Below are 19,535 nucleotides of genomic sequence, written 5' to 3' on the forward strand. Positions count from 1 at the left end.
GCGGGCAATTTCTCAAGGACGTGTCCGGAAAATCCACGAAGGAGCAAATGCTTTCCCAGGGCAAACAAATACCTGAGCACGGCTGAGCGAAGCCCCGGAAAGCACAGGGATGAAATTGCGGACAACTTCCTCCAAACAAGCGTCATTTGCCCTCGTCCAGCGCTTCAGGTTGGCGCGACCAGCGCCTCATTCTAGATCGACGGCTCCCCATGGCGCAGATCCAAGCTGAGAAATTTGTTATAGTTTTTGAGGAACAGCAATTCGACCTTGCCGACGGGGCCGTTCCGTTGCTTGCCGATAATGACTTCCAAGATGTTTTTCTTCTCCGAGTCCTCGTTGTAATAATCGTCCCGGTACAAAAACGCCACCACGTCCGCATCCTGCTCGATCGAACCGGATTCCCTGAGGTCCGACAGCATCGGTCGCTTGTCCTGACGCTGTTCCACCGCACGCGACAACTGGGACAGCGCAATGACCGGCACATTCAATTCCCGTGCCATCAACTTGAGAGAGCGGGAGATTTCGGAGATTTCCTGTTGCCGGCTTTCCCCGCCGCGACCGGAGATCAACTGCAAATAGTCGATCAGCACCAGGCCCAGTCCATGTTCCGCCTGCAACCGACGCAATTTGGAACGGATATCGAACACCGTCACCCCGGGCGTATCGTCGATGAAGATGGGCGCTTCCGATAACGTGCTGATCGCCATCGTCAGCTTTTCCCAATCCTCCTCAGTCAGATTGCCCGTCCGGAATGCCTGGGCGTCGATATTGCCCTCTGCCGCCAGCATCCGCATCACCAATTGCGGCGCCGACATCTCCAGGTTGAAAATGGCGACGGGCAGTTTCGAGCGGATGGCCACGTTTTGCGCCAGGTTGAGGGCAAACGCTGTCTTTCCCATACTGGGTCGGGCGGCGATGATAATCAGATCGGATGGTTGCAAACCGGACGTCATTCGGTCTAAATCAGTAAATCCGGTGGGAATCCCGGTTAATTCCCCCTTTTTGTAATGCAATTTCTCAATGTGTTCGTACGTCTCCATCAGAATGTCGCGGATCGGCACGAATCCGTTGCGGTGACGCCTTTGGGAGATGTCCAGGATCTGTTTTTCCGCCTCATCCAGAATCTCGGCCACTTCCGCACCACCCGAATACCCTGCGGAAGCGATCTGTGTCGCCGTCCGAATCAGTCGGCGCAGAATCGATTTTTCCTCCACGATACGAGCATAGTATTCCACGTTGGCAGAAGTGGGAACGACTTCAGCCAGCTCGGCCAAATAACTGACGCCCCCCACCTCTTCCAACAGCTTCCGGTCCTGCAGCTCGGATGTGATCGTCACCAGATCGAGCGGTTCCCCGCGTTCCGACAGTTCGATCATCACCTGAAACAACCGCTGATGCCCCTGTCGGTAAAAATCCTCGGGCCGAAGCCGCTCGGTCACCGTCACCAACGAGGATGGATCAATCAAGATGGCACCCAGAACAGCCTGTTCCGCCTCAAGATTGTGAGGAGGGAGACGGTCTGCGAACAACTCACTCATGTTCCATCATCCTCCACCCGTTGCCATAAAAAAACGCCCCACCCGCGCGTGGAGCGCTGATCGGCACGGTTCATTCTTCCACCACGTGGACTGCCACGGTCGCCGTCACTTCCGGATGCAGTTTCACCGGAACCCGTGTGACGCCGAGCGAACGGATCGGTTCTTCCAACAGGATCTTTTTCTTATCTACTTTCAGCCCGTGTGCCTGTTTCAATTGTTCGCTGATTTGCTTGGAAGTCACGGCACCGAATAACCGGCCGCCTTCACCTGCTTTGGCGCGGATGGTGACTTGAAGGTCCTTCAATTTCTCAGCCATTGCTTGGGCCTGTTGCCGTTCTTGTTGTTGTCGGGCTTCTTCCCGCCGTTTCTGATCCTTCCAGGCGTTCAGATTGCCCTCGGTCGCTTCCACGGCCAGCTTCCGTGGAAACAAGAAATTGCGCGCATATCCTTCGGAGACTTCCTTGATCTCCCCTTTTTTTCCTTGTCCTTTGACATCTTGCTGGAATATGACTTTCATTCAGCGTCGCTCCCTTCTTCGTGCACCTTCTCCAAAATCTTGAGCAAACGCTCGCGCGCTTCCGATACCGTCAGGTTATCCAGTTGAACGGCGGCATTGGTCAAATGGCCGCCGCCACCCATCTCTTCCATGACGACCTGCACATTGATATCTCCCTGCGACCGGGCGCTGATGGACACTTTTCCATCATCCCGCTCGCATACGACGAATGCGGCGCGAATTCCGTGCATGTTGAGCAGGGTGTCGGCCGACTGGGCAATCAGGATCTGGTCGTACCGTTCACCTTCCTCGCCCGTTGCAATCGCAATTTTATCGTATACCACTTCCGTATTTTTGACAATCTCCGCCCGTTTGACAAAGCGGTCCAAGTCCTCCTTGAGCAATGTCTGCACCATTGCCAGGTCCGCTCCATGCTGCCGAAGGAATGAAGCGGCCTCAAACGTACGCGAACCGGACCGGAATGCGAAGCTTTTGGTGTCGACGACGATGCCGGCGAACAACGCCGTCGCTTCCAGCGTATCCATGACGATCCGGTCTTTTTGGTACTGCAGAAGCTCGGTCACCAACTCGCAAGTGGAGGATGCATACGGCTCCAGGTAAACCAATACCGGATCGCGCACGAACTCTTCCCCGCGCCGGTGATGGTCAATCACCACCACCCGCTCCGCTTTGTCCAACAGACGTGGTTCGATTGCGAGTGAGGGTTTGTGGGTGTCCACCAATATGACGAGTGTGGTATCGTCCACCATTTGCAGCGCCCGCTCGGGTGTGACGATCCGTTCACGCAGATAGTCGTGTTTCTCAATCGCCTCCAACAACCGTTCGATCCCCAGGTTGTGGTCATCCTCATCCAATACGATGTAACCGGGGCGGTCATTCTTTCGGACTGCGCGCAAGACGCCGATCGCCGCCCCCAAGGCGTCCATGTCCGGCTCCATGTGTCCCATGATCAACACCTGTTCGCTGTCGCGGATCAAATTGCCGAGCGCATGTGCAATCACCCGCGCACGGACCCGGGTCCGTTTTTCCACGGCATTGGTTTTGCCGCCGAAAAAGACGATGCGTTCACCGTTGTGCACGGCCGCTTGGTCGCCTCCGCGCGCCAATGCGATATCCAGCGCGGCTTGGGCGTTTTGCGTCCGTTCGATCATCGTGTCGCCCGTGGCGGCCAGCCCGATGCTGAGCGTGATGGGGATCTTGTTTTTTCGCGTCTTCTCCCGCACTACATCCAGAATGTCAAACCTGCTTTTCATCAGGCGATTTAATTCGCGCTGCTCCAAGATGAGCAAAAACCGGTCGGTATCATAACGGCGTAAGCTGATGTCGTGCTTGATCGCCCATTGGGAAATGGCCCCTGTCACTTCCGTCAGCATCAGGTTCCGCTCCTGATCGTTCATCCCCTGCCCCGCTTCATCGAAGTTGTCCAGATGCATCAACCCGATGACAACCCGTTCCTGTTCGTATTGTTCCTGCAGTCGCACCAATCGTGTCACGTCACGGAAATAATAGAGTCTCTCTTTCCGGTGGTGAATGACCTCGTACGTCCGGTCGCCGATCCCGACGTTGAAAGACTCCCCTTCTTTTTTCTCGGCTGACTTCAGTACAGGCAGCAACTCGTCCAATGACGTCCCAATCAATTCCTCTTTTTGGATCATGTGCCGCACAAACGGATTGTGCCACTCAATGCGACGTTCGCGATCATACAGCAAAATACCCACCGGCAAATGGTCGATCGCTTCCTGGGTGGCTCCTTTCACCCGTTTCGACAATGTCAGCACATATTGCGAAAACTCTTGGCGGAACGCACGTTCCGCCCGCACCAACATCAACGCGATGAAAAAAAAGAGAGTGAGTCCCATTATGCCGTATTCCCAACGGTAGATGGAGAGAAGCGCGATCAACATCAGGCTGAAACACATGGACAGCACCATGTGTAACCCGTGCCAGCGCTGAGTGATAAATTTCGGCATCGTCACATCCCCTCGACCCGCTCTTCCTGTATGTTCTTAACCTTATTCCGCGCAGTTTGGTTCTATTTTACCAAAAGCGCCGGAAAAGCAAAAAACGGTTGAAACCGGGCGCAGCACGCTGGCAAAGTACACTGCCCAGGGGGAATTTCCTCGCGCGAATCCGTTCTCCTCTCGCTTGGGTTCAGGTTCGCACACCCGGAAAAACATTTCCCCCTGTTGAAATGACCGGACTCACCGGTTTACTCACCGTTCTCTTTCCATTTTCCACGTAAATCAAAGGCCATATCCATCATGCCGATCAGGTGAATCCCCATCAACAGAAGCGGAAACGGAAAGGACAGGACGGCGACGGCAACAACCCATCCCCGACTCCAACCGCGGCGACGAAAGACGAACGCCAGGAAGCTGAAACCCTGGATCAGAATCAGCAATGTAAAGACGGGTAACGCCGGAGCCAAGCCACCAGCACCGTCCTTGCTCAACAGCGTGAACAAGATCAGTGCCAAATAAACGACAAAGAAAGACCGGGGAAACCGCCACCGATCAAAAGACGGAAGGTATTTACCAGGGAACCCCCGTTTGATTAACCACTTTCTGCCGATGAGGAAACTGACCGACACGACACCGAACGTCACAGTGCCCAAGGTGACAGGCAGGAAGAGCGAAAGTGGCAGTTTCGGCATCACGTAGTCCATATCATATCCCTGCATCATCCGCTCGGTTTCCGCCAGTTGCTTTTGCCATTCGGACTGAAACGCTTCCATGATGTGGAATGATTGCTCCGCGATAACCAATGTCAACAACAGGAGCAACACGGAGACGATCCAGCCACCCAGCACGACGTCCACAGCGCGCATACGCGGCAGCCGGTACAGCTCTCCCATCACGATTCCTGCGGCCATGCCGAACAGCGCCAGTGAAAGCACAACCGGATGAAAGAGCAGCAAAAGAAGCAATCCCAACACTGACGCAAATCCAACGGCGGAAACCCACGAGCGTTTGGCGGTGTGAATGAAAAATGGAAGGGGAAAAAGCCAGATGGTGAAAAGGGAGAACGGGGTAAAGAGCGAGGCGAACAGCGGGATGAATGCCGCGCACAACCAAAACCCGTCCCGTACCCGATCAGTTGGTCCCGTCAAAACCGCGTCACCTCTTGTTGATATAGTCGTCCAGTGCGGAGAGATCCCCGTACCATTCTTCCAATTGATGTCCTTCGCGAATGTGCTCGCGCAATTTATGTTTGACAACCTGATCAATTTCCCTGTAGGAATAACCCAAACGGCGCGCCATGACATATGTCGCCATAACCAGACTGGCCAGACTGTCAAGGATGATATGCTGATTGGCATGATGCAACCCTTTGAACAGATTGGCCTGCTGATCCAGCATCTCCGTCTTCAACCAATCGATCACTTTCACACTTTTGGCTATCTGTACATGTTGCTCCGGCCGGCTCATGGCAAACACTCCTTAGGAAACTTTGAGGAGTGATTTCAACATGCCGCGCGCCTTTTCCTGCTTTTCCATCCTTCTCCACCGCCCATTGCAAAAAAACAGGGGCTGCCTGTGCCCCTGTCGCTTTAGTCGGTCGTGTACGGCAACAACGCCATTTGGCGTGCCCGTTTGATCGCACGGGTCAATTGCCGCTGGTATTTGGAAGAAGTTCCGGTTACCCGACGCGGCAGGATTTTCCCGCGCTCGCTGATGAACTTCTTCAGCAGGTCCACGTCTTTATAATCGATGTAATCGATTTTGTTCACCGTAAAGTAGCACACTTTGCGGCGTTTGTGTCCACGACGGCGAGCCATGTTCCATCCTCCTTTCGCATAAGCGGGATTTCAATCAGTGATTCCGTATCAGAAGGGCAGATCGTCGTCAGAGATGTCGATCGGCTTTCCATCATCCGCAAACGGGTCGTCGAAATCGTTGTTGCTCTTCGGCGAGAAGCGCTGGGAATCCCCCTCCATGCCGGGATTCCGGGACGCACCTCCAGCCGGTTCGAGGAAACGGACATCTTCAGCCACTACTTCCGTCACCCAAACCCTGCGTCCTTCATTGTTTTCGTAACTGCGGACCTGCAATCGACCGTCCACCCCGACCAGGCGGCCTTTTTTCAGGTAGTTGGCGCAGTTCTCCGCCAACTGGCGCCATGTGACAATCGGGATGAAGTCAGTCTCCCGTTCCCCTTGCTGATTGGTGAACCGACGGTCCACAGCGATGGTGAAGGAAGCCACAGCGACACCGCTCGGCGTGTAACGGAGTTCGGGATCCCGGGTCAACCGACCGATCAGAACCACCCGATTCAGCATGTAACAACTCTCCTTTTTTCGCCGATTCCTCTCTCAAACGACCTACCCTTATTTCTCTTCCAGGTTGATGATCATGTGACGGATCACGTTGTCGTTGATCTTGATGGTGCGATCCAGTTCATTGACGACTTCCGGGGTGGCGTTGAACGTCACCACGGTGTACACGCCGTCACGGAACTTCTTGATCTCATAGGCAAGACGACGTTTGCCCATTTCGTTCACTTCGATGATTTCACCGCCGTTGTTGGTGATCACCGAATGCACCTTTTCCCGCGTTGCGCGAAGGTTCTCATCGTCCAGATCCGGACGCACGATGTACATCAGCTCGTATTTCCGCATCCTTTACACCTCCTTTTGGACTTTGCGGTCCCTGCCCGTCGGCAGGAACAAGGAGTGGATATACACAAAACCACAATTCTATATTCTAACAGAATCCAAGAACGGTGGCAAGAAGTCATTTCAAAACGTCACGAGCTTGTCGGGCAACGGTGCCAGCATCGTTTTCCGTTCACTTCACCTGCGTCCACAGCTCTTTCTCTTATACATTGAACCGGAAATGCATTACATCACCGTCACGCACGACGTAATCCTTGCCTTCCAAGCGCAACAACCCTTTTTCCCGAGCCGCCGCGAGTGAACCTGCCGCCATGAGGTCCTCATAACCGATCACCTCGGCGCGGATGAAACCCCGTTCAAAGTCGCTGTGAATGACACCGGCCGCCTGCGGTGCTTTGGTCCCCCGGCGAATCGTCCAGGCCCGCACCTCTTTTTCCCCTGCGGTAAAATAGGTGATCAGCCCCAACAATTGATACGCCGCCGCCACCAACCGGTCCAATCCGGACTGTTCCAAACCCAAATCCGCAAGGAATTGCCGCCGTTCCTCTCCTTCCAATTCGGCAATCTCCGCTTCCAGCTGGGCACTGATCGGGACCACCTCGGCTCCTTCTTCGTCCGCGATCCGCTTCACTTCCTGCACATACGGATTGGACCACGGATCAGCCGCATCTTCTTCTCCCACATTGGCGGCATACAACACTTTTTTCGCAGTCAACAAATTGAGCGTTCCCCTGACGGCCTCGCGTTCCTCATCGGACAGCTCCACCCGTCGGGCCGGAATCCCCTCCGTCAGGGCCTCCTTCAACTTGACCAGTGCCGCATGTTGCAACATGGCCATCTTGTCTCCGCTTTTTTTCTGCCGGCTGACACGCTCCAACCGACGCTCCACCGACTCCAGATCAGCAAGAATCAATTCCAGATTGATCGTTTCGATGTCGCTGGCCGGATCCACTTTGCCCGCCACATGGGTGATGTTTTCATCCTCAAAACAGCGGACGACGTGAATGATCGCGTCCACTTCGCGAATATGGGACAAAAACTGGTTTCCCAACCCTTCCCCCTTGCTGGCCCCCTTTACCAAACCGGCGATGTCCGTAAACTGAAAATGCGTCGGCACCACCCGCTGGGGCTTCACCATCTCGGCCAGACGGTCCAGCCGTTCGTCTGGCACATCCACTACGCCCACATTGGGATCAATGGTACAAAACGGGTAGTTGGCCGATTCGGCCCCCGCCCGCGTGATGGCGTTAAACAGTGTTGATTTCCCCACATTGGGCAAACCTACAATGCCCGTCGTCAATGGCATACTGTCATCTCCCCCCGACCGGGATCAAAATCGCTCCCATCTTTTGTTCACATGAAAATCCGCCTTTTTCAGGCGGAACGTTCATTCATTGCCTTCTTGATCGGCCGCTTGTATCAGCACTTTTTTCATTTTCTTTTCAAACTGCGACCGGGGCAAGAGCACGCTGTGGCCGCAACCGGTACACTTGATCCGAATATCCATCCCCATGCGAATCACTTTCCACGCATTGGTTCCGCAGGGGTGGGGCTTTTTCATCTCTACGATGTCCCCCAAAGCGAACAATTTCCGTTGCAACACCATCCATCACGCTCCTGCTCATGGCCTGTCAACTCGGTCATCTGCTCGTATTCCAGTATAACCGATCTGATCAATCCTGCAACAAAACAAACCCAACCTTGTTCGCCGGTGGAGTTGGCGATGAAATGATTCTTGAAATATGAGCCGCTCTTGTCCGAACCGGCTTGCGATCTGGTCTCACGCCAAGCAAAAAGCGATATCTACTCCCTTAACCGCTCCGAAGTATTCGTTGGGTCCATCATGGCATGAACAAGTCCGCGGAAGATAAAAAACCGGTCATCGCCCGGATATCTGCGTGGATTCTGCTATTTGGAAATGATAGAATATTACGAGGATACAAGGAAAAGCGTTGAACCTCACTCTCGGGCAGAGCTGAAGTCAACAACGCCGTTTTGACATGCTCTTTTATCGCACCGCCTCGGGTTCGCAGAGCGGGAGAGAAAAGGAAACGGCGGTTCCGCGCCGGTATTTGCTGTCAATCCCGATTACCCGCCATGTGCCTGCATATCCGAAACCGGTCCCGCCCGTACAGCGCGAGCGGGCTTTGTCCACTCGGCAGAAATACTCGAAAACCTGGCAAGAAATAACCGATTCAATGATCGGCTTGCGCCATGTCCAAGTCGTTCGTCTTTTCCTTGACTGGCAACAGGCTCGAAAAAGAACAGCACTACAGCCGTTCCTGTGGTTTGTGTCATAAAGGGCTCCCAACGTTATCATTGGGAGCCGCCGGCCCAGGCAAGTGGGGCCTTGCTAGCACGCTTTCCTTGTCTCCGTTATATTCCCCGTTCCAATCATGATCAATCCATAGGCGACCTTGATTTTTGCGGAATGATCCATTGGCGTTCCGCGACAAAGAGGATGGGCCTTATGGATTTTGATAACGGGCCCCGACCTCATGATTCACTGTTGAGCAGATCCGGTAAGCTTCGGCAAACCGCCGGGAGTGAAAAAGGAGAAGTATCGCATGAAACGTAAAAGTCTCAGAGTGCCGGCGGAGATTACCTTCATCGCCGTTTTTGCGTTCCTGATCAACTTGTGGACGGAAAATGATTCCCAGACATTGTACGACCGGTATTTCGCCTTCATCTTCAAATGGAAACTGCCGATCATCATCGTGGCACTGCTTTTTTCATCCTTTTATATCTATTTCCGTGAGCAAATCCGCGAATACAAGGAAGATTTGGCGGACAACGCCCGCATGTTGCTGCAGGCTTATGACGAGCTGAAGGATTTCAAATGGCGGGCGCGCCTGTTGCATGCCATGAAACGGTTCACCCAAAACGAACCGTACGTGCTCGCCGTCCAGTTGTACGAATACACCGTCAAGCGGGAAAGGCGGAAAGTCGTCTTCAAAATCAACCACTTGGACGGGTATGTATGGGAAAACATCGACCTCAACGCGATGGTGCAGGCATACTACGAGGTGGACGCACGATTGTTCCAGCAATTTGAGCAGGCGGTACGGGCATTTGAAGCGGACTTTCTTGATCCGCTGTTGGATTTCATCCAGCAGTATCAACCGGAGATCGAAGGAAAGGACGACATCGACGACCGCACGGCCATTCGGTATGCATTCGTGCAACTCGCCCTCGACCTCCTGGAGACCAAAATCAACTTCGATCTGTTTGTCGACCCCGAAACCAGAAGGAAAATCAACACCCGAAAGCGAACCGGTATTTTAAGGGGCATCATGATGAAAGACCGGTTTTACACGTTTTTGCACGATGGGAATAGCGACAAGCAGGGACGAGTATATTTAACCAAAACCATCCGCATCAAAGGCGGGAATTATGTTTTCTTGCTCACACTGAGCCCGGATATCCTGGAAGAGGAAAACCACGCCGAGCACTTCGAAAAACTGTCACAAGCATTTGCCCAGGAGATGCACCAAGCGGAGCAAATCACGTATAATAATGGTGAGATCGACTAAAAGGGGGACAAGCGCATGGAGCGCGGCGAGCTGGACAAACAGCGGGAGCAGATGATTATCGAGCGGCTCAAACGGATGGGGATCAGGGTGGAACCAAAGGGCAACAAAAAAAGAACCCCCGATTTTTCCGCGATCATCGGCCACCCACAGCCGCAATGGGTAATCAAGTGAGTATGGGTTGAAGAAACCGGCTTATCGATTTTTTCTTTTATACATGCAAGGACTGATACATATTTCCCATATCGGAAATCTGAAGAAAGGGACCGTTTTCTGTGCCCCATGGCAGAAAGAACCGGTCTTTTTTTTGTTTCCGACACCCGCCTGCATCAAATCAACCGTTGCCGGATCGGATGCAACAGCAATATCATTAAAATAAACAGATTCAATACACCATACAAAGGATACAGAATGTGGATCAAGGCGGCAAAACCCAGACGGCTGAGCGGGATCATCACGATTAGGACCATCGCCGCAATCATCCAGCGCGGCAATGGAAGCCAATGGGACAAGCGAGAGACCAGACCATGCACATTACTGACGGCGGTGGTGAAAATGGCCAACCACAGCACCAGAGAAACCACTCCTACCCACCATGGAGAATAGTGACGCATCAAGGCAAAAAGGGGAATATCATACTGAGGCACCAAATGCGCCACGCGAAGCAAGGCCATATTGTACAGATACGCCACTGCGCCCAGGCAAACCGAACTGATCACGGCGGCGAACCAAATTTCCGATGAGCGGCGAATTTCCGTCCCCAACGTGGACAATACCGCCAACAAAGAAATGATGTTGAACGCCGCATAAGTGATCGCTGACGACCATAACGGGGTTTGCTGAGTCACGTTGGACAGATGCCAAACCGACACCGGCTCCTTGGCATCCGTTTGCAGAAAGTGGCTGCACACCAACAACAGAATGAGGGTTAAAACCGGCATCAGCAGCGCATTGACCGTCATCACCCCTCGCAGATCAAACAACAGCACCCAAAATACGATCGCACACAACACAAATCCGCCTAATATGTAGGATCCGTTCCACTGCTCAAACGTCGCACCACTCCCCGCCACCATCACCAAAGTCCCGGTCAACAAAAACAACAGAATCACTCCGTCAAAAAAACGGGCGAGCCGGCCATCCATCAATTGCATCAACATTTCCGAGTAATGCTGGGTTCGGCGATACCAACTGATTTGAAGCATCGTAACGGTGGCCAAAAAAAACAATGCCATGGACAATACAATCCCCCACCTGCTGTTATCGCCGTAAGTGCCAAAAAATTCCCATATTTCCCGACCGGACGCAAAACCCGCGCCAATGGTCGTACCCACAATGGTCATGCTGATTTTGACCGATCGCCAAACAGATGCCCACACACCAACCGCCTCCCCAGGCTCGTCGCGGGTTGTCCGTATATGTATATTTCAACCTGTGAATCCGTATACTGGTAAGGACCAAAAATATCGGAGGTCGACTGCCATGCGCGAGCTGGTTCCCAGACCCGGATCACCTTACTCCTATCCGTATCGCGTACAGTACACACAGCCTTATGCCGCACAGGAATGCGCGGAGCGGTTGCATCAAGTCCTTCGCACAAGTGGATCATTCACCCATTTGGCTTGCGTTTGTATCGGAACCGACCGCTCCACCGGGGATGCGCTCGGTCCGCTGGTCGGAACGTTATTGGAGAAGCACGCACCACCTTCCCTGCATATTTTCGGTACATTGGACGAGCCTGTTCATGCTGTCAATCTGCGTTCCACGCTGTTCCGCATCCATCAGGAACTGCCTCATCCGTTCATCATCGCGGTGGACGCCTGTTTGGGACAATTGAAAAGTGTCGGATGGATTCAATTGGGTTTGGGGCCGTTAAAGCCCGGTGCAGGGGTGAACAAAAACCTTCCGGAGGTAGGTCAAGTTCATGTCACGGGAATTGTCAATGTGGCCGGATTTATGGAATATTTCGTTTTACAAAACACCCGATTGGGCGTCGTTATGAAAATGGCGGAAGTCATCGCCGATGCAGTGCAGTTGGCCGTTCGTCAATACCACACCTTGCCGCGTTGAAGCACATCCAAACACATTCGTCAGACCGACGTTGTCAAGGGATCGGATCCAGTGTCCTGATCCCTTTTTTTGTCCATCATCCCATCTTAGATGATCTTTGTTCCCGCAATTATTTTTTTGCGATCGGATTGGCATTCGTCTGGGCAAGTTCGGGCGTAGCGGACTAACCGGCCCCAAATGGGGGGAACTGCCACTTCAACACCTGATCCGGTATGTTCTATTCCTTGTTCCATTCATCAAGCCCCTCATTCGCCGTTCATGTATGACGCTTTTCCCCTTTTTCGAAGCAACCGCCCTGTGTTACCTGAATCATCATCATCTTCGTCATTCAAAAGTGCGAAGCCCCCTTCCTTGATTCCTTGGAAATCCCCCAATCAGGCAACTCCTGGATGAAAGAACGGAAACGACCAAACCCCGTTATCCGCGCTGCCGCCGAAGTGTTAACCAATGGTCGTGCCTGTTTTCAACTGCAGGGACGATAGACCGACAAGCAGAAATCACCGTAACCAATGTTCGTACATCATCTGCTCGGCCTTTGGGCAGTGAGGAGTATACCGCGGAGCCAAAAATGAGCGGGTTTCGGCTCCTCCTTTCGACAGTAGACGGTACACGTGCATATACGCAATATGGAAACGACGTGACGGATCATTACCCCGAACTGATTCTGTTGTCAGTGCCACAGGGAACAGTGTTAGCGGCGAATGGATCGTGACTGGTGACGGGGGTCGACCGGTTTTTGAAGCGGTTATCAGACGGTTGCAAACGAGGAAGCGGAAAAAGATTGAGCGACTTTCTCACCATCCCCCTGTTCAAAAGATGCCGGCTTTTCACACATTCAAAACCATATATTTCCATATTATCTAATGAAGTGGTTGGATCGCGACCACAAGCTATGAACAGGGCATCGGATTATCCTGCCGGGGCATGCGGGCAATACTTCCGTTTTTCAAAGATCCGTTGGACAGACCGAATGGAGGGATTGCAAATGGACTTGTATTACGAGGTTTACGGTAACGGAAAACCTGTCATTCTCCTTCACGGCGGCGGTGCTGATTTGCGAGATTGGACGTTTGTTGTACCTCTTCTGGCCAGAAACTATAAGGTGGTTGCTTTTGATGGACGCGGGGCTGGAAAGTCACCATCTCCTGTGGAACCGGCCAACTATGTTGAAGATTTGCGCGCACTACTTGATCATCTGGAGATCGATAAGACCGCGCTTGTAGGTCACTCCTTGGGCGGTCAGATCGCGACGGATTTCGCCCTGACTTACCCCAAAAGGGTATCCGAACTTGTGTTGGTCTCACCCTCATTGTCAGGTTTTAGATTTTCTCAGGAGTTTGAAGAATGGATGCAACAAATCAATGCGGCCGCTCCAGATACGGAAAAGATGGTCGAGCTTTCGCTCAACTCTCCTTCGTATCGCGTGATCATGGCTGGTCCAAACCGGGATCTGATGATCCAAATGCTTCAACATCATATACAGCGGACATTTGAGTGGGCCACTTTCGAATCGGTTTGGCCACAGCCGCCAGCAATCGAAAGATTGGAAGGATTGACTGTCAAGACACTATTTATTATCGGCACAGAGGACCTGCCGGATCTCCATCGTGTTGCAGATTGCTTTCAACAAGTGCCAAATATCCGTTTCGTTGAGATCGCCGGTGCAGATCACAAAGTTACGCTTACCCACCCCGAGGAGCTGTATCGCCATATCACCCGTTTTATGGAGGAATGAAGCCTGCCACGGCACGGCATAACGTCTCTTGGATTTCCGAAACCGCCCCGGAATTTCGGCCTCTGACGGGTCTCAAATCAAATTGCCAAGCCACCGGTCCTGATCAACCCGTATCTTCGTAATGCCAACCGGCTCGTGGATCATGGGGCGAAGCGTAATCAGGTAATCAATCACTATTGGAGCATCAATCTGATTTGGGTATGAAGCATCGCATCTGCTGTGCAATGATAAACAACTTCATAACCTTTGGCCATTTTTCCAATCGCAGTCGAATGAGAAAAGCCGATCCTAACGACTTTAACCCCCAAACTCTCCAAAAATGTTGTGTCGCTCGTATCGTGACAGCTGCCGTTACGTGATGTCCATCCAAATGTGATCATTCAACAACATGACCTCCAATAAAACCGGTCCTCCAAAAACAATTGCTTTCATTTCTTATCTTGAAATATAGGAATTCTTGGTTTCTATCCTTCGGTCCAGTAACCATATCGAATAACCACTTTGCGTTTTTGTAAAAAACCATCTGTACCCCGTCAGGTGACGGAAGTACAGATGGTTTTTCCCTTGATCCTCATTTTCCATCGTTCACTTTTTTTCCTGTCAACACAGCGGTGTCTTCCTCTTTATTCCCGTTTAGCGCACGATGGATTGCTTGTCGTTCTTCGGAAGAAAGTGGATAAGAAGACTCCCCTTCTACGATTGGCTTCGCGTAAATATAGGACGGATTATGATGGCTGAACAAACTGCTGATCACCACACCGTTCCCCTGTTCATCCAGCATGGCCAATGAAAAACTCATGTCAGTCGCACTCTCTCCCATGGCATTGTAACGTACCAATCCCATACGTCCTTTGAGGGAAGCGAGTGTCTGATCAATCCGTTTGAGATAGAACAGCAACTGTTCCCCATCTACCTTGCCGGATTCCAACAGGGCGGAAATGGAATCGGCATGCTGGAAATAACGGTACAACTTACGCCATCTGCGCTTTTGAAGTGAGAAACGAATCCATCCGATCAACAAAAGAAGGAACAATACCACTTGTCCAATCAATACACCCATGATCCAGGTGGCAGGATCCTGATGTATCCACCTGATCCATTGTTCCAACATGGTTGAATCCTCCTGTCTTTCCCTTTCCATCATGAACATCAGCAATGATAACCATTTTACAACAATGTCTCTCGGATCTCACGAAGTGCCGCCAGCAGGTCGTCGATATCCTTCTCGCGGTTGAAGTAACCCGGGCTGACGCGAACTGTTCCGGTTTTATCCGTTCCCAAACTACGGTGAGCCAATGCCGCACAATGAAAACCCGCACGTACGGCGATTTCGAAATGTTGATCCAGGATACCGGCCACCGTCAAACTGTCCACACCTTCTATATTAAAAGAGGTAACCGGTAATAAGGAATCTTCGGGTCCGTAAACCTGGACCCCGTCCATTTCCCGTAAGCCCGACCGCAACCGATCGTTCAACGCCATCTCCCGGCGGTGAATGGTGTCCAAGCCGGTTTGCGTGACAAAACGAACCCCGGCCTCCAATCCTGCGATCCCGGGTGTATTGGGTGTTCCGCTCTCAAACCCCTCCGGGCGAGCCGAAGGGTGTTCCAACGATTCGGAACGACTGCCTGTTCCTCCCTGAATCCAAGGTACCATCCTGACATCGGGATGTACGTACAATCCTCCCGTTCCCTGTGGGCCAAACAATCCTTTATGACCGGGAAACGCCAACAGATGGATGTTCATCGCTTCCACGTCAATGGGCAGCACACCCGCTGTTTGTGCCGCATCCACCAAAAGAAGAACGCCGTGTTTGACGGCGATGGCACCAATCTCTTCGATAGGCAGGACGGCACCGGTCACATTGGAACCGTGTGTCATCGCGATCAGACGGGTATCCGGCGTCAATGCTTCTTCCACTGAAAGCGGCTCCACCGTTCCTTGTCGAGAGGGTGGGACAACGGTGACACGAATCCCGCGTTCCTTTTTCAGTGCCTCCAACGGACGTGCCATCGCGTTATGCTCCCAGGGAGAGGTCACCACATGATCCCCCGGTTGCAGCAAACCTTTCAGCGCTTGATTGATCGCTTGCGTTGCATTTGCGTAAAAAAACAGGTTTCGCGGGTCCCGAATCCCAAACAAATCAGCCAAGGCTCTGCGGGCTTTGGCCAACACTGCTCCCGCCTGCACCGACAGCCGGTGCCCTCCTCTGCCGGGATTGGCACCCAGCCGATCAATGCAATCTTTTACCGCCTCCGAAACCCCTTCAGGTTTCGGCCAAGTCGTGGCGGCATTATCCAGATAAATCATTTCCCACCACTCCAATGCCGATGAACCCTATTCTCATTATACTATGTCCGGGGGAAGTCGGTCCCGCTTGCCTTTTGGCGTCACCCCCCGCAACTGGTTGCGGGCTTTGTCCATCCCCTCTTCCAATCCGTGAGCCAATTGAATTTGTCCATCCGTGATACGAGTCAATCCGTTGCTCAAACGATCGGTACCTTCATCCAGTTGGAAAAGTCTGCCCGTGTTGCGGGCGAAATCCGTATCCCGCTCATGCCGGCGGGATGATCTTTCCCTAAGGTTGCCCACAGGAAAATGATCACCCTTCTCTTTACGGACTTTCACCCTTACGAAAGACAGGTTTGTCCTTTTTGATCCTCAATCTTGCCATGATTCTCCTTGAAGGAATTCAATCAACCGTTCCAGTTCCCGTTCCGAATAATACTCAATCTCAATTTTGCCTTTTCGTTTTCCCTGCCGGATCCGAACGGGCGTGTTCAACGATTCCCGCAACAGTTCTTCATAACGCTTGTATGGGGAATGAAATTCCGTCTTTTCTTTTTTCTTTTTCGGCTTTACCTGTTGAACGTGTTGTACCCATTCCTCCAGCTGTCGTACACTGGCTCCTTCCTTTTTCACCTTTTCGGCCAATTTCTTCTGCAGCTCCCGGTCTTTCAATCCCAATAACGCCCGTGCGTGACCCATGGTCAATGTTCCACGTGAAACATCCTCTTGAATTTCTGGGGGCAATTGCAGTAACCGGAGAAAGTTGGTCACATGCGGACGACTCTTCCCAACCCTCGCGGCCAGCTCTTCCTGTGTCAGTGAAAAATGCGTCATCAATTTCTGGTATGCCATCGCCACTTCCAGCGGGTTCAAATCCTCCCGCTGTAAGTTCTCGATCAGCGCAATCTCCATCATTCGATCATCGGAAAACTCGCGGACCACTACGGGAACTTTGCTTAATCCCGCTTCTTTCGCGGCACGAAATCGCCGTTCGCCTGCTACGATTTCATACCCTCGAATGCTTTTACGTACGACAATCGGTTGAACGATGCCGTGTTCCTTGATCGAGGAAACCAACTCCTGCAATGCTTCTGGATCAAAATGTTTGCGCGGTTGATAGGGATTGGGACGCAACTCCTCCAACGGTACTTCATTGACCGCATCGGATTCCTGGACATCAATGTCTGGTAATAATGCTCCCAGCCCCTTTCCCAGACGTTTACCGCTCACGTCCGATCACTTCCTTTGCCAACTGAATGTAACACTCCGCCCCTTTGGAACGCGGATCGTATGTAACGATCGGTTTCCCGTGACTGGGCGCTTCACTTACCCGTACATTTCGCGGGATGACCACGTCATACACTTTGTGCTGAAAATATTTCTTCACTTCCTCCATCACTTGAACGGACAAATTGGTCCGACCGTCAAACATCGTCAGCAACACCCCTTCGATCTCCAATTGCTTGTTCAGGTGTTTCTGAACGATGCGGATCGTGTTCAGCAGTTGCCCCAAACCTTCCAGTGCGTAATATTCACATTGGATCGGGATCAGTACCGAATCGGCCGCCGTCAAGGAATTGACCGTTAGAACCCCCAGAGACGGCGGACAGTCGATCAACAGATAATCATATTGTTCCCGTACCTGCTGCAATGCCCGCTTCAAGCGCATCTCCCTGGAGATCACCTGCACCAGCTCGATTTCCGCACCTGCCAACTGAATCGTGGCCGGCAACACATGCAGTCCTTTGATCGCGGTGGAGCGGATCGCATCGGCCGGTGGAACATCGTTGATCAACACGTCGTAGATGCAATGTTTGAGATCAGCCTTGTTGATCCCCAACCCGCTCGTTGTGTTTCCCTGCGGATCGATATCAATGATTAACACTTTTTTCCCCGCCATTGCCAGCCCCGCACCCAAGTTGATCGATGTCGTCGTCTTCCCGACTCCCCCTTTTTGATTGGCAATCGCGATGATTCTCCCCATGTTTTCACCTCATTTGCTCCGTTGTACTCATCGCGCGGGTACCTTCCTCTTTTATGTAACACCCTTTCTTTCCTTTGATCAAGTGAACATTACTTCTGGCCTCCCTTGGGAATCCGAATCACCAACTCGTAGTAGTGCTCAGTGTCGTTCTCGTCTGCCAGAACGGTCATCCCGGTTTGTTTCACCATGTCCAACGATTGACGAATGGTGTTCAGTGCGATCCGGACATCCCGCGAGACGGCCCGCTTACGGGGCTTTTTGGGGGGATTCTCCTTTTCCAGCAACTTTTTCACACGTTCTTCCGTTTGCTTGACGTTCCATTCTTTTTCAATGATCTCCCGCAACAGGCGAACCTGCATTTCTTCATCCCGCAATGCTAACAGCGCACGGGCATGCCGTTCCGTTACTTTTCTCTTGAGCAACGCATCTTTCACTTGTTCCGGCAACTGCAACAGGCGCAATTTATTGGCGATTGTGGATTGCCCTTTCCCCAAACGCTGTGCCAGACTTTCCTGTGTGAGACCATGCAGCTCGATCAACTTTTGATAGGCCATCGCCTCCTCGATCACCGTCAACCCTTCCCGTTGCAGGTTTTCGATGAGGGAGGCTGATGCCGCCTGTGCATCGCTCATTTCCCTTACGATGGCGGGGATGGTCCGCATGCCCAACTTTTTTACCGCCCGCCACCGGCGTTCCCCGGCGATCAGCTCATAACCGTTTTTCACCCGCCGTAACACCACAGGTTGAATCACACCATGGGTTTGAATGGTTTGGCACAACTCGTCGATCCGTTCGTCGTCAAAAACCGCACGCGGTTGATAAGGACTGGGCTGAATCGTATCAACGGGAATTTGCTTGACCTCTTCCTGTTCCTCTTTGTCCACCAAACCGAATAAGCGAGAGAAAGGTTCTCTCATTTCGTTGAACACCACCTAGCATCAACTCATAAACTTGCCGAAGGGCCACTATGTTTCTATTCGAGGATTCAACGCTGTCCCCCTTCTTGACAAATCCCGATTGACGTAAACGGCTCCCTTTCTCGGAGCGGTTTATTGCATAACCATACATACTCCAGGTGTGGCCGTTCATTCCATCAAAGGGGGATGATTTCCTGGATGAGCGGAAGAACTGAAAGACGCGAGCAATTTTCTCCAGGGCATGTCTGGTGAATACTGTCCACATTGCTTTCCCGGCTCGTTCCACCTCCGCCCTGCAGGGAAGCAGATGATGACCACTCCGACCCGGTCAGCGCAGGAC

The 19,535-nt window shown here is 52.3% G+C and carries 21 protein-coding genes; 4 read left to right on the forward strand and 17 right to left on the reverse strand.

Features of this window, described 5'->3' with window-relative positions:
• Nucleotides 1–191: 191 nt before the first annotated feature.
• From dnaB to JQC72_RS01285, 10 genes are all read right to left on the reverse strand, one after another.
• On the reverse strand, nucleotides 192–1,538 hold the full coding sequence (gene dnaB, locus JQC72_RS01240; protein ID WP_205492309.1) for a replicative DNA helicase: 1,347 nt from the start codon (nucleotides 1,536–1,538) through the stop codon (nucleotides 192–194).
• A gap of 70 nt (nucleotides 1,539–1,608) precedes the next feature.
• Nucleotides 1,609–2,055 (reverse strand): 50S ribosomal protein L9, encoded by a 447-nt coding sequence (gene rplI / locus JQC72_RS01245; RefSeq protein ID WP_205492310.1) that lies wholly within the window; start codon nucleotides 2,053–2,055, stop codon nucleotides 1,609–1,611.
• Complete coding sequence (locus JQC72_RS01250; protein WP_205492311.1) at nucleotides 2,052–4,025, reverse strand: DHH family phosphoesterase; 1,974 nt, start codon at nucleotides 4,023–4,025, stop codon at nucleotides 2,052–2,054. Before JQC72_RS01250 ends, rplI begins: the two co-directional genes overlap by 4 nt.
• Nucleotides 4,026–4,264: 239 nt before the next feature.
• Entirely contained in the window at nucleotides 4,265–5,164 is a 900-nt protein-coding gene (locus tag JQC72_RS01255; RefSeq protein ID WP_205492312.1) for a DUF2232 domain-containing protein, read from the reverse strand.
• Between the two features lie 7 nt (nucleotides 5,165–5,171).
• On the reverse strand, nucleotides 5,172–5,483 hold the full coding sequence (locus JQC72_RS01260) for a MazG-like family protein (protein WP_205492313.1): 312 nt from the start codon (nucleotides 5,481–5,483) through the stop codon (nucleotides 5,172–5,174).
• 122 nt (nucleotides 5,484–5,605) lie between these two features.
• Nucleotides 5,606–5,833, reverse strand: a complete 228-nt coding sequence (rpsR, locus tag JQC72_RS01265) for a 30S ribosomal protein S18 (RefSeq protein ID WP_205492314.1) — start codon at nucleotides 5,831–5,833, stop codon at nucleotides 5,606–5,608.
• 48 nt (nucleotides 5,834–5,881) lie between these two features.
• A complete protein-coding gene (gene ssb / locus JQC72_RS01270; protein WP_205492315.1) occupies nucleotides 5,882–6,334 on the reverse strand; it encodes a single-stranded DNA-binding protein in 453 nt (150 codons plus the stop codon).
• A 48-nt stretch (nucleotides 6,335–6,382) separates the two neighbouring features.
• Entirely contained in the window at nucleotides 6,383–6,673 is a 291-nt protein-coding gene (gene rpsF, locus JQC72_RS01275; protein WP_205492316.1) for a 30S ribosomal protein S6, read from the reverse strand.
• Nucleotides 6,674–6,872: 199 nt separating this feature from the next.
• A complete protein-coding gene (gene ychF / locus JQC72_RS01280) occupies nucleotides 6,873–7,976 on the reverse strand; it encodes a redox-regulated ATPase YchF (protein ID WP_205492317.1) in 1,104 nt (367 codons plus the stop codon).
• Nucleotides 7,977–8,057: 81 nt separating this feature from the next.
• On the reverse strand, nucleotides 8,058–8,270 hold the full coding sequence (locus tag JQC72_RS01285) for a DUF951 domain-containing protein (RefSeq protein WP_205492372.1): 213 nt from the start codon (nucleotides 8,268–8,270) through the stop codon (nucleotides 8,058–8,060).
• Nucleotides 8,271–9,237: 967 nt separating this feature from the next.
• Here JQC72_RS01285 and JQC72_RS01290 point away from each other — a divergent pair.
• Nucleotides 9,238–10,203 carry a hypothetical protein gene (locus JQC72_RS01290; RefSeq protein ID WP_205492318.1) on the forward strand — a complete coding sequence of 322 codons (966 nt, stop codon included), beginning with the start codon at nucleotides 9,238–9,240 and terminating at the stop codon, nucleotides 10,201–10,203.
• 15 nt (nucleotides 10,204–10,218) lie between these two features.
• Nucleotides 10,219–10,374, forward strand: a complete 156-nt coding sequence (locus JQC72_RS01295) for a hypothetical protein (RefSeq protein ID WP_205492319.1) — start codon at nucleotides 10,219–10,221, stop codon at nucleotides 10,372–10,374.
• A gap of 155 nt (nucleotides 10,375–10,529) precedes the next feature.
• Here JQC72_RS01295 and JQC72_RS01300 read toward each other — a convergent pair whose 3' ends face one another.
• The gene (locus JQC72_RS01300; protein WP_205492320.1) at nucleotides 10,530–11,579 is read right to left on the reverse strand and encodes a YkvI family membrane protein; all 1,050 of its coding nucleotides are present in this window, start codon (nucleotides 11,577–11,579) and stop codon (nucleotides 10,530–10,532) included.
• Between the two features lie 103 nt (nucleotides 11,580–11,682).
• Between JQC72_RS01300 and yyaC the strand changes: the two genes are divergently transcribed.
• Nucleotides 11,683–12,270, forward strand: coding sequence for a spore protease YyaC (yyaC, locus tag JQC72_RS01305; RefSeq protein ID WP_205492321.1), 588 nt, complete (start codon nucleotides 11,683–11,685; stop codon nucleotides 12,268–12,270).
• A gap of 985 nt (nucleotides 12,271–13,255) precedes the next feature.
• Nucleotides 13,256–14,005, forward strand: a complete 750-nt coding sequence (locus JQC72_RS01310) for an alpha/beta fold hydrolase (protein WP_205492322.1) — start codon at nucleotides 13,256–13,258, stop codon at nucleotides 14,003–14,005.
• 571 nt (nucleotides 14,006–14,576) lie between these two features.
• On the opposite strand, the gene JQC72_RS01315 is transcribed toward JQC72_RS01310, so the two are convergent.
• The 6 genes from JQC72_RS01315 to noc all read right to left on the reverse strand — a co-directional run bounded on the left by JQC72_RS01315 (nucleotide 14,577) and on the right by noc (nucleotide 19,195).
• Nucleotides 14,577–15,116, reverse strand: a complete 540-nt coding sequence (locus JQC72_RS01315) for a DUF4446 family protein (protein WP_205492323.1) — start codon at nucleotides 15,114–15,116, stop codon at nucleotides 14,577–14,579.
• A gap of 56 nt (nucleotides 15,117–15,172) precedes the next feature.
• Complete coding sequence (locus JQC72_RS01320) at nucleotides 15,173–16,315, reverse strand: aminotransferase class V-fold PLP-dependent enzyme (protein ID WP_205492324.1); 1,143 nt, start codon at nucleotides 16,313–16,315, stop codon at nucleotides 15,173–15,175.
• A 36-nt stretch (nucleotides 16,316–16,351) separates the two neighbouring features.
• Nucleotides 16,352–16,597, reverse strand: coding sequence for a hypothetical protein (locus JQC72_RS01325; RefSeq protein WP_205492325.1), 246 nt, complete (start codon nucleotides 16,595–16,597; stop codon nucleotides 16,352–16,354).
• 69 nt (nucleotides 16,598–16,666) lie between these two features.
• Nucleotides 16,667–17,524, reverse strand: a complete 858-nt coding sequence (locus JQC72_RS01330; protein WP_205492326.1) for a ParB/RepB/Spo0J family partition protein — start codon at nucleotides 17,522–17,524, stop codon at nucleotides 16,667–16,669.
• Nucleotides 17,514–18,278: a ParA family protein gene (locus JQC72_RS01335; protein WP_205492327.1), complete on the reverse strand. Its 765-nt coding sequence runs from the start codon at nucleotides 18,276–18,278 to the stop codon at nucleotides 17,514–17,516. Before JQC72_RS01335 ends, JQC72_RS01330 begins: the two co-directional genes overlap by 11 nt.
• An 89-nt stretch (nucleotides 18,279–18,367) precedes the next feature.
• Nucleotides 18,368–19,195 (reverse strand): nucleoid occlusion protein, encoded by an 828-nt coding sequence (noc, locus tag JQC72_RS01340; RefSeq protein ID WP_205492328.1) that lies wholly within the window; start codon nucleotides 19,193–19,195, stop codon nucleotides 18,368–18,370.
• Nucleotides 19,196–19,535 lie beyond the last annotated feature (340 nt).

Source organism: Polycladomyces zharkentensis, from assembly GCF_016938855.1.
Taxonomy (GTDB): domain Bacteria; phylum Bacillota; class Bacilli; order Thermoactinomycetales; family JIR-001; genus Polycladomyces; species Polycladomyces zharkentensis.

Coding starts and splice junctions, on each gene's coding strand:
- dnaB (WP_205492309.1), bottom strand. CDS start 1,538: ATGAGTGAGTTGTTCGCAGACCGTCTCCCTCCTCACAATCTTGAGGCG.
- rplI (WP_205492310.1), bottom strand. CDS start 2,055: ATGAAAGTCATATTCCAGCAAGATGTCAAAGGACAAGGAAAAAAAGGG.
- JQC72_RS01250 (WP_205492311.1), bottom strand. CDS start 4,025: ATGCCGAAATTTATCACTCAGCGCTGGCACGGGTTACACATGGTGCTG.
- JQC72_RS01260 (WP_205492313.1), bottom strand. CDS start 5,483: ATGAGCCGGCCGGAGCAACATGTACAGATAGCCAAAAGTGTGAAAGTG.
- rpsR (WP_205492314.1), bottom strand. CDS start 5,833: ATGGCTCGCCGTCGTGGACACAAACGCCGCAAAGTGTGCTACTTTACG.
- ssb (WP_205492315.1), bottom strand. CDS start 6,334: ATGCTGAATCGGGTGGTTCTGATCGGTCGGTTGACCCGGGATCCCGAA.
- rpsF (WP_205492316.1), bottom strand. CDS start 6,673: ATGCGGAAATACGAGCTGATGTACATCGTGCGTCCGGATCTGGACGAT.
- ychF (WP_205492317.1), bottom strand. CDS start 7,976: ATGCCATTGACGACGGGCATTGTAGGTTTGCCCAATGTGGGGAAATCA.
- JQC72_RS01290 (WP_205492318.1), top strand. CDS start 9,238: ATGAAACGTAAAAGTCTCAGAGTGCCGGCGGAGATTACCTTCATCGCC.
- JQC72_RS01295 (WP_205492319.1), top strand. CDS start 10,219: ATGGAGCGCGGCGAGCTGGACAAACAGCGGGAGCAGATGATTATCGAG.
- yyaC (WP_205492321.1), top strand. CDS start 11,683: ATGCGCGAGCTGGTTCCCAGACCCGGATCACCTTACTCCTATCCGTAT.
- JQC72_RS01310 (WP_205492322.1), top strand. CDS start 13,256: ATGGACTTGTATTACGAGGTTTACGGTAACGGAAAACCTGTCATTCTC.
- JQC72_RS01315 (WP_205492323.1), bottom strand. CDS start 15,116: ATGTTGGAACAATGGATCAGGTGGATACATCAGGATCCTGCCACCTGG.
- JQC72_RS01320 (WP_205492324.1), bottom strand. CDS start 16,315: ATGATTTATCTGGATAATGCCGCCACGACTTGGCCGAAACCTGAAGGG.
- JQC72_RS01335 (WP_205492327.1), bottom strand. CDS start 18,278: ATGGGGAGAATCATCGCGATTGCCAATCAAAAAGGGGGAGTCGGGAAG.
- noc (WP_205492328.1), bottom strand. CDS start 19,195: ATGAGAGAACCTTTCTCTCGCTTATTCGGTTTGGTGGACAAAGAGGAA.